This window comes from Blautia acetica (assembly GCF_038739805.1).
In the GTDB taxonomy this organism is placed as follows: domain Bacteria; phylum Bacillota; class Clostridia; order Lachnospirales; family Lachnospiraceae; genus Blautia.
This window is the reverse complement of the sequence record NZ_JBBEWO010000013.1, coordinates 59,388-75,784: the sequence shown is the minus strand read 5'-3', so window position 1 is coordinate 75,784 and position 16,397 is coordinate 59,388. Positions and strand designations below refer to the sequence as shown.

Sequence of the window (16,397 nt, the reverse complement as noted above, 5' to 3'; positions counted from 1 at the left end):
AATAGCTATTCATCAATACCAACAATCCCTCCAAAACCACCTCAAAAACTGTACTAAACTTTTCCTGTAAAAATGTCCAAAAATGAAGCACAAGCAACAAGGCTGGAAAGGGGATTTTTCCTGTTATAGATAATATTCCACGCCTTTCCGGCTGCGGATAAAATCCTGCACCTCTCTCAATTCTTCAGCCATCTGACAGGGTGGAAGGGCACACATCACATCTTCATGATACTTTCCGCCTTTTACAGCCCGAAAATCTAAAATAGAAACCACACAGGTATCTGTTTCTGTCCGGATGGCACGTCCAAACCCTTGCCGCAGTTTCTTCTGCATATCCGGCACAATGATCGCCTGGATATAATCTTCCAATGATTCATAGGTTTCTTTCTCCGCCTCGCTGATAGGATCTGGCACTGCAAAAGGCAGCTTCACAATAATCAGCGAAGATACCATATCCCCCGGAAAGTCCACCCCTTCCCAACAGGAGCCGGCTGCAAACAGCACCGCATTCTCCATCGTCTTAAACCGCAGGATCTCTTCCTGGGAATGTCTCCATACTTCTACCATCGGAAAGGGAATCCCATCCCTTAATATCTGGTACACGCTTCCCATCAATGTATAGGAAGTGAACAAGACCAGCGTATGCCCGTAAGTAGAACAGATCAGGGAATGGATCTGGCCTGCCACCATCTCAACTTCTTCCCTGCTTCCCCTTTTACACTTCCGCAAAGTTTTTGGAAGATATAACAGACAGTTTTCTTCATACGCAAACGGGGATTCTGCCACATAAGACTGTACATCTGTACGTCCTTCCAGTCCGGTCATCTGCAAAGTACGTGCAAATCCTTTTCCTGCTTTCAAAGTTCCACTGGTCAAAATAACAGACAGTGCCTGCTCCCGATCCCAAAGCATTTCCCGCAAGAGCTGTGGAATCTCCCGGCTGGCTGCGCATAAGACCGGAATCTTTTCTTTATCCATACGCAGATGGAGTACATACTTAGAATTTTTCTGTAAAAAACACTCCAGTACTTCTTTTGCCTCCTGAAGCCTGTTTAACACCCACTTTGGCACTACTCCTTTTAGCTGTTCCATCATTCTTTCAATCATCTGGATTCCCTCCCATAAACAAAATTCGCATTCTCCGGTCAACTGAAAATTTTCCTTTATACCATGGGAAAACATGTGACTTTCCCTGATAATCGTAAAAATACTATACATCCCGGTTTTTAAAGTTCGGGCTTCCACATTTTGATGTTCCCGTTCCAGATAATAAGCAATCTCCCGGATATCATCCATACATAAATTCTTCCCAAACATCTGCCTAGCCGCCTCCGGAAGTTTATGCGCTTCATCCACTACCAAAGCCCGGTAATCCGCCAGCAATGGTTTATACTCTTCCCTCCGGTGGAATGCATCTGCCAGTAAATAATTGTGATTACAAATCTGAAGGAACACATCCTGTTTCTTGGATTCTTCCAGATACCTCTGATAGCGGCACATCTGTCTGCCTGGACATTCCCTTGGACAGAACTTCGGCACACACACCAACCTTCTGTCAAACCCACTCAAATCCTTTACGATATCCATATCATAATGTTTCCGCAGAGACAGCAGTGCTTCTCTTTGGACTGCGTTCTTCTGCTTGTAACGGATAGCCTCGATTCTTTGTTCCAGCCTGTTATCACAGACAAAATGTTCTTTTCCTTTCCGTACCACTGCCCGAAGTGGTGTCTGAATAATGCCCTGTTCTACCAAAACTCTTGATAAAAACGGAACATATTCGGACAAGATCGCTTTTTGCAAGGCAATGCTGGAAGTGGATACTACCACCGGATGCTGTTTTGGCAGGCTGTTTCGTTCCATTAGTATGGAATATTTCCGCATCAACACACAAGCTACCAGATAGGCATACGTCTTGCCAATTCCTACCCCTGCGTCACACAGCGCAATTCTTTCTCCCAGCAAGGTATCTAACATTTCATGGCACAAGCGGATCTGTTCTTCCCTGACCGCCAGTCCCTGTTCCGGAAGCAGCACCCGGAAAATCTTCTCTACTTCCTGATGCGCTCTCTTTTGATATTCAACTTTGTAAAACATATTGTTTCTTCTTTCCGCATGACGTTAATACCACAAGGATACGGCTGTAGGATCTCCCACAGCCGCATATATCTGATATCAACGACACACTCTTTTTGATTTCTTATCGTTTTTTCTTTAGCACCGTATTTGTCCTCGACTCCCCGGCTGCCGCACCACATCTATGGCAGGGAACATTACAGGCGGATGCTTCGCTTCGCATCGCTCGCAGATTTTCTGAAAGTCTTGCTGATTACAACTTGGAGTCCATCCTCTTCCTTGTGGGAAGAAATTCGTATCATTATCCCCCGCAGATGATCCTGGCGAAAGACCTGCGAAAGTCCATTCACAGCTATAAGGACTCGCTCAGAATGAGAACAGGCACTGACAGTTTTCTTACGAAATGATCCGCCCTAGTCTTGGTACAGACCTTGTCATAACAATCCTGCAGTGCTTGCCCCCATCCGTCCTGGCGCTTATACTGTCACGCTTCTATCTTTGGGAACGTACCTGTAATGCTGGTATGCGGTTGTCAAGGAACGAGGGCCTATTACCCCTTTCATATATAGAGCCGATGAAAACCGCCTTTTTTCTTCACCCTTTCAAAAATTTTTTAATTTTTTTCTTCAGACGATCCATTCGTGTATAAATCGTCTTTTTCGGGATACCTGTCTGCTCTGCAATCTCCTGGATAGAAAATCCCCACATCTTCAGCAGTAAAATCTGCAAGGTTTTCTTATCCGATTCCAGAAGAATCTGCAGCAGTTGTTCATTTTCCACGCTGTCAAGTAACTGTTGGATCGTGAGTGCCACAGGAGATTGCTCTTCCAGCTCTTTGGTATATAGCTCTTCCTGATTTGGTGAAAAATGTTCCCAATATCTTCGCTCTGTATTAAAATCCTGCCAATCCAGTTCCCGAAGTCTTTGAATCACACTCTCACTTACACCAGATTCCCGTAAAATCCGTTCTTCTTGTTCCTTCCATTGTTTCCATTTCCGTTCTTCACTCGCTTTATGAAATATCACCTTTCTTTACCTCCGATCTGAATTTTTTGAAATCAAATCGGAGTGGCGGTGATCTTGCCCTCTCACATAGAAAAAGGATTAAAAACCAGAATTCTGTCCACAAAAAGAAAAGTGTCGCAATTCTACTTCGAATTGCGACACCACCAAACGCTATATATAGAACTAAAACTCCTTCTTTTGTTGTAAACTTTCGTAACACCTACATATCTTTCTTACCTTAAAGATTAATATTCTTCTGTGACCTTTACCCTCATTTTTAATCTCGTTAAAGTTTAATTTTATTACAGAACTGGTTGGAAGAAAATATTATTTATTATTTTCAGTCTCTCTTACACAACTATTTGCTCCGTTTTTTGTACTTAGTTCAATGGTATAGTTAGAACGATGGAATACTGATAGATAGTCATCCCTCCAGAGGAGTGGCAAGGCTTTTTTAATTGGTATAGCCCATGGTACTATGAATAACAAAAATTGACATAACGATATCCTCCTATAATACCGCCCTCGTGGGCAACCAATTTCTTATAGGATTATCGTAAAATACAATTTTGAAGATTTTATAAAGATTTGAAAAATGGGCAGCTTAAAAGCTACCCATAAAATCAATATGGAATTGAAATTGTAACCTGTGCGCCGCCTGTCTTCTCGGAATTGCTCAAATCAAGCTGTCCTCCATGCTGCTGGACAATGGATTTTGTGATAAACAGACCCATTCCAAAGTGCATATTAGAGCTACGGCTGTGATCTGCCATGTAAAACTGTTCCTTAGCGTGCAGCAAATCTTCCTGCGAAAATCCAGGACCAGCATCTGTTACCGTGATTTTCAGATGCTGCTTACCGCCTATTATCGAGATATGAATGGAACTGTCCTGCGGGGAATAATCCATTGCATTATTTATCACATTCATAATCGCTCGTTCTAACAGCAACTTATCCGCAGACAGTACATCTGGCAAGTGTTCTAATTCCATCTGCAATCCGATTTTTTTCGTCTGGCACAGGGCATCGATCTGCCCCCGCAACTGTTCCACATAGGAAAGCACATCAATATCCTCCATGTGAAGCTGATAGCCGGACGCTGCCCGTGAAATATCAATCAGCGTCCGAATGTATAACTGCATCTGTTCGGAACTACTGCTGATATATTCCGCATATAAACGCTGTTCCTCATCCAGCTCTGTTTCGCTGATAAGATCAGCATTTCCCTGAATAACAGTTAGGGGCGTTTTCAAATCGTGGGCAAGCGCAGCAATTTGTTCTTTCTGCATATGCTCGGCTTCCCACTGTTGCTCCAAAGAAGCTTTCAGACTTTCTTTCATATGAGAAAAAGAAAGTAGCACATCTTCAAATTCTTTGATGTTTGAATGTCCAACCTCAAAATCAAGGTTCTGCTTTGCCACTTCCGAAGTTGCTTCATACAAAGGATCAAGCTGCAATCGTAACTTTTTAGCAAATCTGGTTGTCAAGAACAGACAAACAAAAATTCCTCCCGCTGCAATCAAAATAATCAACAATATATCTGGAGACGGCAAATGCGTATTCATCCACTCATTTGTATATTGAGCACCAATATAGTATTGCAGGACAACATACTCATTTTCACGAGTGACAAGCAGGTATCTTTTTTTCAGGTTCTGGTCGATAACACCTGTAGTCGCATACCGCATAGCGTGTTCCAGCTCACCTTCATCTAAAGTAGTTTCGATAATCTGATAGCTTTTGTCTAACAGCACATATTCAATTCCCATTGGAATTTCAACTTCAGATAAATCTGGCGTAGCTGCAAGAACCGATGCAAGCTCATTTGACCGTATTTCCGAATAATCTCCGTATGTGGTAACCCCTAAAGCCGTGCTGATGTTCATAAGCAGAAACGGAACAGCAACTGTGCCAAGCAAACCACCAAACAACTTAAATAAAAAGTGCCAAAAGGCTGTTTTCAGTGATGACTGTTTTTTCATTCCCATTTGTACCCAATCCCCCATACAGTTGTGATCGGCTGAATACAATACTGGTTCAGTTTCGCCCGGATATTCTTAATGTGAGTGGCAATCGTGGAATTATCACTTTCTCCGTCCAAACTGAAAACAGCCTCATAAATCTGTTCCCGTGTAAACACCTGTCCTTTATTACGGGCAAGAAATTCACAGATCATATATTCGCTTTTGGTAAGGGATATGATTTCTCCGTCTACCTGTACTGTTTTAGCTGATAAATCTATTCTTATGCGTTCAAAGTTCAGGCTGCTATGGCGTTCCCTTTGTTCCCTGCGTATATGGGCATTTACTCTGGCCCGCAGCTCCGGGATGCGAAAAGGCTTCGTCAGATAGTCATCCGCCCCCAGGCCAAGACCAAAAGTAATATCATTTTCCATTGTTTTAGCTGTAAGGAACAGAATCGGACAATCAACTATGGCATGATTATTTGGTACACCCCGCAGAGTAGCAAAGATACGCAGGTTCTCTGTGCCGGTCAGATTGGGATAAAAGCCAGGAGACTCGATCAGGCTGCCGATACGGGGCAGCAATTTCTTTTCATTCCCCTGCAAAGGCTTTCCCCAGATCTTAACTTCCCCGGAAGTAGGATTCGTTAAGCCCAACAACATTTTCATGGTTGTGGTTTTTCCGGCTCCGTTTCTCCCCAGCAGACCATAAATTCTCCCACGCTTCACATGGATATTTAAGTCAGCCACACTCTTTTGTGAGCCGTATTGCTTCATCAGATTTTTTGTTTCAATAATGTAATTTGTATCCATATTCAAAACCTCCTGTTCTGTAAGGTATTCTATCATGCCAACCTTGCATTAACCTTGCCGCAACCTTGCATTAACCTTGCAATTTGAAATCCGGCAAAATGACAAAGGTTCCCGCCATAAAGACGGGAACCCGCTTAAATCTCCAAAGGAAAAAGCAACATAAATTCCGTTCCTTTTCCCGGCAAACTTTCAACTGTTATGTTTCCACCCATCTTTTCTACAAGCTGATGGACAATAGAAAGACCAAGACCGCTTCCTTTTTCAGACCGACCTTTATCACACTTATAAAGCCGTTCAAAAATGTGTTTCAAATCTTCTTTCTCAATTCCTACACCATTATCCGCCAACAGCAGCCTCAAGTTATTTCCCTGCTTTGACAGAGCAATTTTAATTTTGTCCGCATGGCTGTGAGCGATTACATTTTGAATGAGATTATTGATAATCCTCATATAGCTGTCCGTATCCAATCTTACCCGGACAGGCTGTTCGGGAATATCAATGTCATAATCGACCTGCTTATCTTCAAAAATCGGTATCCAGTCGATCAGGATATTTCTTGTCAACTCTGCAGCTTCAACGCTCTGGATTTCCAAAGCAAACTCGTCGGAATTTAACTTGAACCAGTCAAAGAGTACATCAATATATTCTTTCAAATCATGGGCTTTCCGGCGAGCAATTTCGATATAATCATCCCGGTCTTTCCCTGTAACAAGCCCCTTGTGTGCAGCATCAAGATATCCAATCAGAGTGGTAAGGGGTGTCCGAACATCGTGGGAAAGGCTCGTCATAAGCTGGCGGTTGGTTTCCTCTGTCTGCCGGACAATCGAAAGTCTGCTTTCATAGGACACAACAATCTCATTGATTTCATAGGCAAGAGGGGATACCAGTTCATTTGTTGCAGACAAAATACGCCGATTACCATTTCCATTTTTCACATCAACCAGAGCGTCGGTCATTTCTGCTATTTGCTTTTTTACGCGCCGAACGAGAACAATGGATGTCAATACAGCCACAACAGCAATCACAATGGACAAGAAAACGATAATCTCCATACCGGCTACACCTCCTTATTAAAACGGTAGCCAATCCCTTTAACCGTTTGGATATACTTTGGACTGGAAGGATTGACTTCTAATTTTTTACGAAGCCGACTGATAATCGCCATAATGTTACTGTCATCGTAGAAATATTCTTCGCCCCAAACTTCCTCATAAATCTGCTGTTTGGTCAAAATTTTTCCTTGATGTTTTGCACAGTACAAGAGCAGATCAAATTCCTTTGGAGGAAGCTCAAAAGTGCCGTTTCCCGTAGTAATGGAACGATTTTCAAGGTCAATCTGCAACCCATCAAAATACAGTTTTTGCATAGTTCCGGCTTGCTGATTAAAGCGAGTGTAGCGGCGAATGAGGGATGCAATACGGGCAATCAGTTCGTCCATGTCAAATGGCTTTGTCAGATAATCGTCCGCGCCGGCCCGTAACCCCCGCACTTTAGAAACGCTGTCATTTTTGGATGTGAACATCAAAATCGGCAGGCTGTTCTCTTTGCGGATTTCTTCCAGCGTTTCGAAGCCATCCATACCGGGCATCATCACATCCAGCACCACAAGCTGATACTCCTGCTCTTTTAATTTCTGCAAGCCCTCTTTTCCGGTATTACAAAAATCGGCTTCTATATGTTCCGATTGTACGCTTCGTTTAATCAAAGCGCACAGTTCTCTGTCATCATCTATAATCAAAATTTTATCCATGGCGCAATTCCTTCCCTTATTTTGTCCGGCCATCAATCGGCTTTTCCGCAGTTTTTGGAATCAGCCAAACACCGGCCATTTTCACAGCGCCGGGGATACGCCCACCGGCACAATAATAATTTACTCTACGAGATGTCACGCCCCACTTCTCGGCTGCCTCTTTTAATGTCATATAATCCATTTCGCACCTCCACAAAACACATTATAGTTAGAGATTTTAAAAAGTAGAACACCCACTCTTTTCCTCGCATCCAATATGCAACGATAAAACACTTAATCATGAGTATTGCGAAAAATCAAAAATAGAAGCATGGCTCTGATTTTCTCATAGCCACGCTTCACAGGTGCAAAGAAATAGGTCTGTTTTACGACGTTTTTTTCTTTTGTCGTCTGGCAGATTGATTAACAATTTATTTTTTTTAAAGTTTGATTCGTCTATCGTTTTGAGAATATAATTTACATCATCATATAGGCTTCTTCCGCTTGTCTGGAAGTAACCTTTCCTTTTACAACTTCAAATACATTCATGTGACTCCTTTCCTGAAACGAAAAAAGCACCTGTCATTTTCGAGGCGAAACAGCAAGTGTCTTAGAGTTCCATATTCTATTTTGGGTGCAAAAAAGCAGGAGATCTTTTTTCGATTTCCTACTTAGCACAGCTATGAAGATTTATTAATAATATGATGTCTTAATTTTATTTTCCACTTTAATTTCCATCATTTATAAGTTGAACCTTTTCAATAGAAATATTATACTCTTGGCAAAATCTATTTATTGTCCAATTATTTAATATAAGAAAACTCTTTGCCACATAAACACTTGCTTCTGAACGATGTAATAAATTGAAAATACTTTTTATGTCATAACAGTTAAAACTATACACAGAAGATACTCCTATTTTCTCAGCAGTTATATTGCCTTCATAACTTTTTTGCATAATATTAGGCTTGACCAAACAAATTGTGATATTACATATATATTTTTTTGTCCCATGTTCTTTTACATATAGATAAGGTTCACCCAACCCAATGTCATATTGTCCTTTAGGTCGGTAAGTTAGTGTAAAAACTAATGAATTGATATTACGGTACAAAATTTCTTTTTTTCTAAACCCGAATACTATTTTATCATCTAATAATTTATAACGACGTTGTTTTATAAAATAATAAAACAATAGTAACAAAAGCAAAAAAAGAATGGTAAAAATTAATACTTTTTGAAAACTCAATTTAAAATTAAATGAAAACAAAGTTTCCGTTAAGCAGAACGATATTGCTGAACAAATAATAACACCAGTTATAATGTCAAACAAATTAATAAATTTTCCGTTTCCCAAAATATAATCATAACTTTTAATCATTGTTATAACCTCATTAATCACCTTGTCATAAGTATCTACTCAAAAAATAACCAAATGTGTAGCTGATCGTCTTTGAGTAGTTGCCCTAAAAAGTAGTTCATAGACACCCTACTCTTGAAAAGTTCGTTGTCATTTACATCTATTATTTTTGAATATAAAAATTCCTTTATAGATGATAAAAGAAATTGAACCGATTACTCCGGCAAGTGTATAAATCGGAAAAGCAACAAATCCAATTATAATTTTAGGTGCGATAGAAGTTAGCCACTTCTTGACTATGACACTATAAAAAATCAAACCTGTGGGTATTCCGGCAAAAAGCAATCCAAAAGAAAGAATACTTCTTGTAAATCCTAATGGTTCAGGAACAGACATATTTTGACTTCCACTTCTTTAACCAACGCTTGAAAGCCTGGGCGATTGAAATTCACACCCGAAAAACCATCATCCGTAAAATGTCGAATGTTACCGAACCCATTTCTACGGGCATAATCTTCCAAGTATTTCTTCTGATTGATGATTGAATTTGATTCGCCGGTAAGGTCATCGTCCCTTGATAATCGCTCATAAAGTGCGGTAATCTTTGAAGTCCTTGACATTCTCTTAACCTCCTTCCTTAACCGCCTTTGCCGCCGCGTCATGAGCGGTCATAATATCGGCTATCTTGCTTTCAAGTTCGCTATAATACTCAATCTTGTTTTCGGTTAGGAAGTTCATGCTTTTAGCAGCCTGTTTCAGATTATGGATTTTTGCCCACCGTTCATAGCCCGCCGACTGTTGGGCTTTGATACTGTTTTCAAGATCGACGACAAGCCGGATTTTCTTATCTTCCCGCAGCGTTTTTGTTTTGGCAACATACACGCCCTTGATACGCTCCTTTATCGCTTCTTCCGTATAGGCCGCGCCGAGCGTCTTTGTGCGGGTAAACCGTTCCTGTCCGGCAGCGCGAAAGGAAATGTATTTGCCCTGTTTGATTTCATACCCCATTTCCTGCAAGCGGCGCAGCAGTTCGTCAAAATCTTTCACTTGGGGAATGAGAGTATCTATCGCCGTTTTCAGCTTTGCTTTGTAGCTTGTCCCTTGCTTTTCGGCGGTGTATTCTGCATAGCTTTTTCCCTTGTCCTGTCCCGGTACGACGACGGATAGCCCATGCTCTTTACATATCCTGTCGCTGGTGCGCCGGATAGCGTGATAGCTTTGCTTGTTGGAATGGTACTTTTTGTAGTCAACAAAGCTAACCGCATTGAAAATCAGGTGATTATGCAAATGTTCTTTATCAACGTGAGTTGTCAAAACAAACTCATACTTGCCGCCTAACACCGCTTGCGCAAGTTCCATGCCGATTTTGTGCGCTTCTTCCGGTGTGGTTTCTCCCACCGCAAAGGATTGTATCAAGTGCCGCCCTAAATGTGTGCCGCGATCTCCGGCAGCTTCCCGCGTCCATGCAAACTCTATATCGGCGGTTTCCAGCCCGCAGACGAAAGAGGACGCAAGCAGTTTCCCGTCCGTCTTTTCGGGATTTAAGATATAGTCTATCGCAGCCTTTAAGGTTGATTTAATAGGGTGCGTCTTTGTAACCGCCATATCTCGTCCACCGCCTTTTTAATGTCCTCTATATCCTGCCTGTAAACCGTCCCCGTCGCATTGGCGCGTTTTGCAATTTGGTTGATGTTCCGGCTCACCGCTTGCAGTTCCCGGATATATGCTTTTGTGTCGCTTCGGTCAACGACAAGAATATACCCGTCTATCGCCATTTTACGGAAGTATGCCCCATACTGCTTTATGGGAAGCTGCTTCATCTTCTCGTCGATCAGCCGCTTTTCTTCTTCCGTAACGTAAAACTTCATCTGTATATTTCTCTTTCGGTTTTCCATTTCCGCACCGCCTTTCGGTATAAGGGTTTGGGATTATCCCAACAAGCATTTTCCGCAAACGGGTACTCGTTTGCTGTGCTTGCTATCTACTCCATACCCCCACCGAAAGGCGGTATTTGTTGCGCGTTCCTTTGATTTTGGACGCAAAAAAAGATTGCAGCCGCCATGCGCTGCAATCTCCCGATTTCTCATATTGTGAGGTTAATCCTCTGCTTTTTCGACTTCCGTTATCTCCCTTGCTGTTGCGGTTACAATCCGTATGCCTTTATCGCTCATACCGTCCAGCAGCGCGTCAAGCTGCCGCCGCCCGGTGGATTTCTCCGCATTGCTGTTCGGGAAGAAAAATTGATCTACCGAAATATGATACCGGGTTACAAGGTCATAGAATACCTGTAAACTCGGCTGTTGTCCCTTGTTCTCGATATTCGCAAGGTAGCGCGGGGAAATATATAACTCGTCGCTTACCTTTTTGCGGCTCTCGCCGTATTCATTTCTCGCGGCTTTTATAGCTGCCCCGAAAGCCTTAAAGTCGTACAATGGTACGGGTCTTTTTGCCATTTTCATTCACCCTGTTACATTTTACAGTTCACCTTTCTTTTTGGATATGTCCACACAATTCATATCATTAGGTTAAATACTTCCTGTTGTGTATTGACAGTAGACTGATTTTCTGATAAAATAAAATTTATGTAAAAGGAGGTGGCGTTTATGTTGCATAGCATGCGTATTAGATAAACATTGAAAAAAAGGATTTTCCCATTTTCAACATGGGCTTTTTTGTCATGCTTATTTTGCGGATGCTATACAAAAAACTAACGACGTATAGATATAGTATAGACATAGTGCAAGCTATGCCTTAGTTTTGTTGTACTGCTCTGTGCATTATAAATGCAGGTCAATGCTCATGTTGAGGATTGACCTGCATTTTTTTGTGTAAAAAGGACGAGTGAAATATAATGCTTAAAAAATATTGGATAAAATGTCCGATTTGTAACGGAAAGACGAGAGTTCAAGTATTTCATAATACTGTATTAAAAGATTTTCCTCTTTTCTGCCCTAAATGCAAATTGACGCATATCATTGATGTAGAAAAATTAGAGATTGTAATCAAAAATACAGAAAAACAAACTTTTATTATTTAGAAGAAAGGATATAAAAATGAAACGTTTACCTAAATATACGCCTGCGGAAGTACGGAATGATCCATACGGATTTACTTACAAAGAAATGTCGGAAGTTATTGGCGAGAATGAAGCAAAAGCCTTATATGAAGAATTATATAAGCAATTACCACGCAAAAAAAATCTATCAATGTTGGTAAAAAATATTTGCAAAAGCAGTGATACTGAAAAGTATGTTTACGAACTGAAAGACAACAAATACATTGAAACGGTTTTTATCAAGCGGCGAGATGGTGGAACTGTTTGCGTGAGCACACAAGTCGGTTGTCCTGTTGGTTGTATTTTTTGTGAGTCCGGGCGAAATGGCTTTGTTCGTAATCTAACATCGTCAGAAATCGTACAACAGATTATATTGTTGCGTCGAAAAGTAAACCGTATCGTTTTTATGGGTATGGGAGAGCCTTTATTCAATTATGACAACTTGATAAAAGCAATCCATATTCTCCGAGATAGATATGGGCTCAACTTTCCAACCGACGGCATTACCATATCAACAGTTGGTCCGGTCGATCAATTAAAAAAATTGCGCGAGGAACATCTTAAAATTCAGTTGACAATATCTTTACACGCAGCAACACAATCTGCAAGAAATCGTATTATTCCTCACATGCGCATATATGCTATTGAAGATGTTGTTAAGCAAGCCTTATCCTATTCTGAAAGGCATAATCGCAAAATTGTCTTTGCGTATTTGCTTTTACCGGGTATAAATGACCGGCCCTCAGATGTAAGACAACTTGCAAAATGGTTTCGGGGCAAAAAAGTTATGATTAACGTGTTACAATACAACCCAACAAGCAATTCAAGAATTAAAGCACCACAGAAACGGGAAATAGTTGCATTCAAACATCAATTAGAGCAAGCAGGACTTGAAGTTACTATGAGAGTTTCTCATGGCAGAGAGATTAACGCGGCTTGTGGACAGTTAGCTAACACATATAATAAATTCAAAAAAAAATGATTAAAAGTGCCAGACGCATAGACGCAGAGCCGATAACGCATTAGGTCAAAAAACCTATGTGTTATCGGCTTTTTTATTTAATATTGCGCAAAAGCCGCTGTTCCCTATTATAGAATGGATTGCGGGTAGTGTATTAAAGTCGCCCTTTTTTAAGGATACGGCGGTATCGGGGAGGTATCGCCGTGTCCATTTTTATTTACTGTAACCCGCCTAATGCTTTGCGGTCAAAAAAAGCTATGCTCCGCAAGCGGGATATTCCGGCTATGAATGTGAACTGTCAATACATTTAGCTACTGCTTACATTTCCTTTGCGCCCGTCCGCGTCTTGCGGACGGGCGCATTTTGCTTTTTTCAACTTTTTTCTGAAAAGCGCACTCAAGAGCCATCTCCCGAACGGGTACGGAGCGAAAGGGGCAGAGAGGACAAGCCCTTAACTCCCGTCCTCTACTCCACGCGGGAAGGAGGTGAACTCTATGGAGCTATCTTCTTCCGACAAGGAAAGAATACAACATCAGTACGACGCATTAGCAAAGAAAACTTTGGTCGGCGAAGCGAAAAGCCACCGCCGCACTCTTGCGAAACGCGCAGCACGCGAAGTTACTTTTTCGGATTTGAGCGAAAGCGAACTCGCGCAGCTTTTCACAACGGACGAATACGAAAGCGATTATTTCCGTTTTCAAGTGTCCGGCTTTGATGTACTCGTCAAAAATGAACTGCTTGCCGAAGCCCTTAACGCTTTGCCCGAAAGGAAACGCGACATTATCCTTTTGCGGGATAACTCTGTCCGGCGCAGGATAAAGGCATACAGAACCTTTGCCTCGTTAGACAGGGCCTTGAATGTGGGGGCTTCAAAGAGGAAATTCGGGAGCCGGGTGAAGCTGAACGCCCTTTCCGGCTGATGGATATAGATGGTATTTGTCATAGTGCGTTTTGTGGACGGTTAGAAGCCCTTTTTCCGGGGCGGGCGATACTTGATACCACCTGCCCCGGTTTGGGGCTTGCGAAGCCTGATAAATCAAGGCTTTTTCCGCTCCTAACTGTCCACAGCAGACCTCCTTTTCCGTTCACTTTCTGTTTTCTGCCGCCTGTGAACTCTGGCGGCACAGCCATGGCAGTATTTAGCCCGGTTGGATTTAGGGACGAACACGCTGCCGCAGACCGCACAGCGTTTCAAGTCCTTATCCCGGAAAATTTCTGCTTCCAACGCCCCGTCCAGCGGCAAGACCGCCCATCGGAACCACTTGCAGCAGACCGAGAAAGAAACCGTCTGCGGGCAGGTGCAGGTGTCCCCATCGTCAAGAACAACGCAGTTGCCGTCCTCAAAGCAACAGCACTCCCGGCGTATCAGGCTGGCCGCCTGTTTCCTCTGCGCCGGTGTCATGCGGTAAAGGGAACCGTTCGGCCTGCGTTCCAGTGGCGGCAAGTCTTTATAGGGGTTATCTCTCATGCGTTCCCTCCATTTTGCTTTCCGTTGCCGTTCCTCCGAAAAGGTTTCCTGCCCCATTCCTGCGGCTCCTCTCCCCACAAAGTCGTCAGACTTTGTGGGGAGAGGAGCCGCAGCGGAGCGAGTGAGCTTTCGCCATCTGGCGGAAGCGAATGATACGCAGCTTGCGGCGACGAGGCACGCTCCCCGCAGCTTCGGGACAACTTGTCCCGAAGTGACCTCTGGACAAAGTGTCCAGAAGCTGGCTCCTTGCAGTGCTTCCCCAGCCGGGGTATTCCTTTTCGGACGGTCATTCTGTTTTCAAGGTGCCGTTCATCGATGAACTACCCTAAGTCTACACCTAAATGACCGCCCGTCCCGTATATCCGAAAGGTAGGAAATTGGCCTAAAAAACAGGCTATTTCCACGCTTTCGGAATTGTGGTATAATAAAAATGATATTTGCAGACAAGGGGGGAGCGCATGGAACTATCCATACAAGAACGATTGAAAGACCTGCGTGTGGAACGCGGTCTGACGCTGGAACAGCTTGCGGAGAAAACCCACCTCTCCAAGTCCGCTTTAGGGAGTTATGAGGGGGATAATCTCAAGGACATCAGCCATTACGCCCTTATTGAGTTGGCAAAGTTTTACGAAGTGACTGTTGATTATCTGCTGGGCCGTTCTCAAACAAGAAACCACCCAAACGCCGATCTTGCAGACCTGCATTTGAGTGATGACATGATAGAACTATTGAAAAGCGGGCTGGTGGACAATTCTCTTTTGTGTGAGCTGGCGACACACCCGGATTTTCCCCGGCTCATGGCCGACCTTGAAATCTATGTGAACGGCATAGCGGGAAAGCAGGTGCAGAGCGCAAACGCCATTGTGGACGCTGTGAGTGCAACGATTATGAAACAACACAATCCCGGCTTGACTGACCCACAGCTGCGACAGCTTATCGCCGCCCATATTGACGATGACAGCTTTTGCCGCTATGTGATACAGCAGGACATAAACAAGATAGCCTTCGACCTGCGGGAAGCCCACAAGGACGATTTTTTCAGTGTCCCGGAGGACAATCCACTGGAAGATTTTTTGCAGACCGCAGAGGAAACCACCAGAGAGGACAGCGACCCGGAGCAGGCGGCTATGGCATTTATCTGTAAGCGGCTCAAGCTGAACTATGGGAAACTGTCAGAGGAAGAAAAGAAGTGGTTGAAAAAGATTGCACAGAAATCGGATTTGCTGAAAAATCCAAAGCCGCAGCGGGGACGCAAGTAAGAGAATAATAAATCAGATTATATGGAGGTATCGGTTATGAAAAAGTGGTTACTGATAATTTCAGCGACTGTTATTTGCGTTGCTGCCGCTTTTTTATATTTCTTTAGTTTAACTCCCAAAGGAGATACCATTACCAGCAGAGAAAGCATACTGAACACCGCAATTTCAAAGGGGAATGAATGGACTATTGCAAAAGAACTGGAACTTGGCGGTTATATCGTGAGTGGAGCATATAGTGCAGATAATAAATCTACACTTGCCATCTTTGAACCAACAGGAAATGGAGATTACAAATTTAGTACATCAACAAACCGAAATAGTGATGAGATTATTGTTGGTGGCGTTGCAATAAACGGAGAATGGTATGATTTAATTTGGTTTAATGGTGCTAAAACAGAGTATGCCGAAATCACTTATACAATAAATGGACAAGTGCAAGATACATTGAGATACAGCACAGATGATATGGATATTATCTCAATTAAAAACCCAGAAAAAGAGTATTCCATTCATGTGGTTTACTATGACAATGATGGAAATAAGTACGAATAAATTGTTTTTCATCGAGAAAATAGCAAAGCCAGCCGAGCCAGTCAACGGTCAAGATGAACGGCGCATTTCATGCGCCGCCGTTGACAGTCCCGCCCGTCTTTGCTAAAGGGTAATCAAGGCGGGAAAGCCCTAAAATGGTTTCACACCTATTTCAAT

15 protein-coding genes and 3 pseudogenes are annotated in these 16,397 nt (G+C 42.7%); 4 read left to right on the top strand and 14 right to left on the bottom strand.

Translation table 11 applies throughout. The annotated features are described in order from the left end of the window. Positions 1–123: 123 nt before the first annotated feature. From WBS51_RS10050 to WBS51_RS09995, 12 genes and pseudogenes are all read right to left on the bottom strand, one after another. Complete coding sequence (locus tag WBS51_RS10050) at positions 124–2,097, bottom strand: ATP-dependent DNA helicase (protein ID WP_101880125.1); 1,974 nt, start codon at positions 2,095–2,097, stop codon at positions 124–126. A 573-nt stretch (positions 2,098–2,670) separates the two neighbouring features. Further along, positions 2,671–3,102, bottom strand: a complete 432-nt coding sequence (locus tag WBS51_RS10045) for a sigma factor-like helix-turn-helix DNA-binding protein (protein ID WP_101880124.1) — start codon at positions 3,100–3,102, stop codon at positions 2,671–2,673. Between the two features lie 602 nt (positions 3,103–3,704). Continuing rightward, complete coding sequence (locus WBS51_RS10040; RefSeq protein ID WP_187007473.1) at positions 3,705–5,069, bottom strand: sensor histidine kinase; 1,365 nt, start codon at positions 5,067–5,069, stop codon at positions 3,705–3,707. Further along, positions 5,060–5,857 (bottom strand): winged helix-turn-helix domain-containing protein, encoded by a 798-nt coding sequence (locus tag WBS51_RS10035; protein WP_187007472.1) that lies wholly within the window; start codon positions 5,855–5,857, stop codon positions 5,060–5,062. Before WBS51_RS10035 ends, WBS51_RS10040 begins: the two co-directional genes overlap by 10 nt. A gap of 134 nt (positions 5,858–5,991) precedes the next feature. Beyond that, positions 5,992–6,909 (bottom strand): sensor histidine kinase, encoded by a 918-nt coding sequence (locus tag WBS51_RS10030; protein WP_187007471.1) that lies wholly within the window; start codon positions 6,907–6,909, stop codon positions 5,992–5,994. Positions 6,910–6,914: 5 nt separating this feature from the next. After that, complete coding sequence (locus WBS51_RS10025) at positions 6,915–7,607, bottom strand: response regulator transcription factor (protein ID WP_187007503.1); 693 nt, start codon at positions 7,605–7,607, stop codon at positions 6,915–6,917. A 16-nt stretch (positions 7,608–7,623) separates the two neighbouring features. Continuing rightward, entirely contained in the window at positions 7,624–7,788 is a 165-nt protein-coding gene (locus tag WBS51_RS10020; protein WP_187007470.1) for a helix-turn-helix domain-containing protein, read from the bottom strand. 525 nt (positions 7,789–8,313) lie between these two features. Then, on the bottom strand, positions 8,314–8,967 hold the full coding sequence (locus tag WBS51_RS10015; RefSeq protein ID WP_187007469.1) for a hypothetical protein: 654 nt from the start codon (positions 8,965–8,967) through the stop codon (positions 8,314–8,316). 383 nt (positions 8,968–9,350) lie between these two features. Beyond that, positions 9,351–9,566, bottom strand: a pseudogene (locus WBS51_RS10010) (recombinase family protein); the annotation flags it as partial. 13 nt (positions 9,567–9,579) lie between these two features. Further along, a pseudogene (locus tag WBS51_RS10005) lies at positions 9,580–10,551 on the bottom strand (relaxase/mobilization nuclease domain-containing protein); the annotation flags it as partial. Then, positions 10,512–10,841, bottom strand: coding sequence for a plasmid mobilization protein (locus tag WBS51_RS10000; protein WP_002584958.1), 330 nt, complete (start codon positions 10,839–10,841; stop codon positions 10,512–10,514). The gene WBS51_RS10000 and the pseudogene WBS51_RS10005, both read right to left, overlap by 40 nt. Before the next feature lie 201 nt (positions 10,842–11,042). Continuing rightward, positions 11,043–11,399, bottom strand: a complete 357-nt coding sequence (locus tag WBS51_RS09995; RefSeq protein WP_002584957.1) for a helix-turn-helix transcriptional regulator — start codon at positions 11,397–11,399, stop codon at positions 11,043–11,045. Positions 11,400–11,797: 398 nt separating this feature from the next. Between WBS51_RS09995 and WBS51_RS09990 the strand changes: the two genes are divergently transcribed. Both WBS51_RS09990 and rlmN read left to right on the top strand, forming a co-directional pair. Next, positions 11,798–11,983: a cysteine-rich KTR domain-containing protein gene (locus WBS51_RS09990; RefSeq protein WP_003431289.1), complete on the top strand. Its 186-nt coding sequence runs from the start codon at positions 11,798–11,800 to the stop codon at positions 11,981–11,983. Positions 11,984–11,999: 16 nt separating this feature from the next. Continuing rightward, positions 12,000–12,983, top strand: a complete 984-nt coding sequence (rlmN, locus tag WBS51_RS09985) for a 23S rRNA (adenine(2503)-C(2))-methyltransferase RlmN (RefSeq protein ID WP_002584956.1) — start codon at positions 12,000–12,002, stop codon at positions 12,981–12,983. 766 nt (positions 12,984–13,749) lie between these two features. Here the strand turns inward: rlmN and WBS51_RS09975 are convergent. Together WBS51_RS09975 and WBS51_RS09970 are read right to left on the bottom strand one after the other, a co-directional pair. Next, a pseudogene (locus tag WBS51_RS09975) lies at positions 13,750–13,905 on the bottom strand (replication initiator protein A); the annotation flags it as partial. Between the two features lie 111 nt (positions 13,906–14,016). Then, positions 14,017–14,430: a cysteine-rich VLP domain-containing protein gene (locus WBS51_RS09970; protein WP_101880128.1), complete on the bottom strand. Its 414-nt coding sequence runs from the start codon at positions 14,428–14,430 to the stop codon at positions 14,017–14,019. A 458-nt stretch (positions 14,431–14,888) separates the two neighbouring features. On the opposite strand from WBS51_RS09970, the gene WBS51_RS09965 reads away from it, so the two are divergent. Together WBS51_RS09965 and WBS51_RS09960 are read left to right on the top strand one after the other, a co-directional pair. Continuing rightward, entirely contained in the window at positions 14,889–15,689 is an 801-nt protein-coding gene (locus tag WBS51_RS09965; RefSeq protein ID WP_021391176.1) for a helix-turn-helix domain-containing protein, read from the top strand. Positions 15,690–15,725: 36 nt separating this feature from the next. Beyond that, positions 15,726–16,241: a hypothetical protein gene (locus WBS51_RS09960; RefSeq protein WP_015541387.1), complete on the top strand. Its 516-nt coding sequence runs from the start codon at positions 15,726–15,728 to the stop codon at positions 16,239–16,241. Positions 16,242–16,397 lie beyond the last annotated feature (156 nt).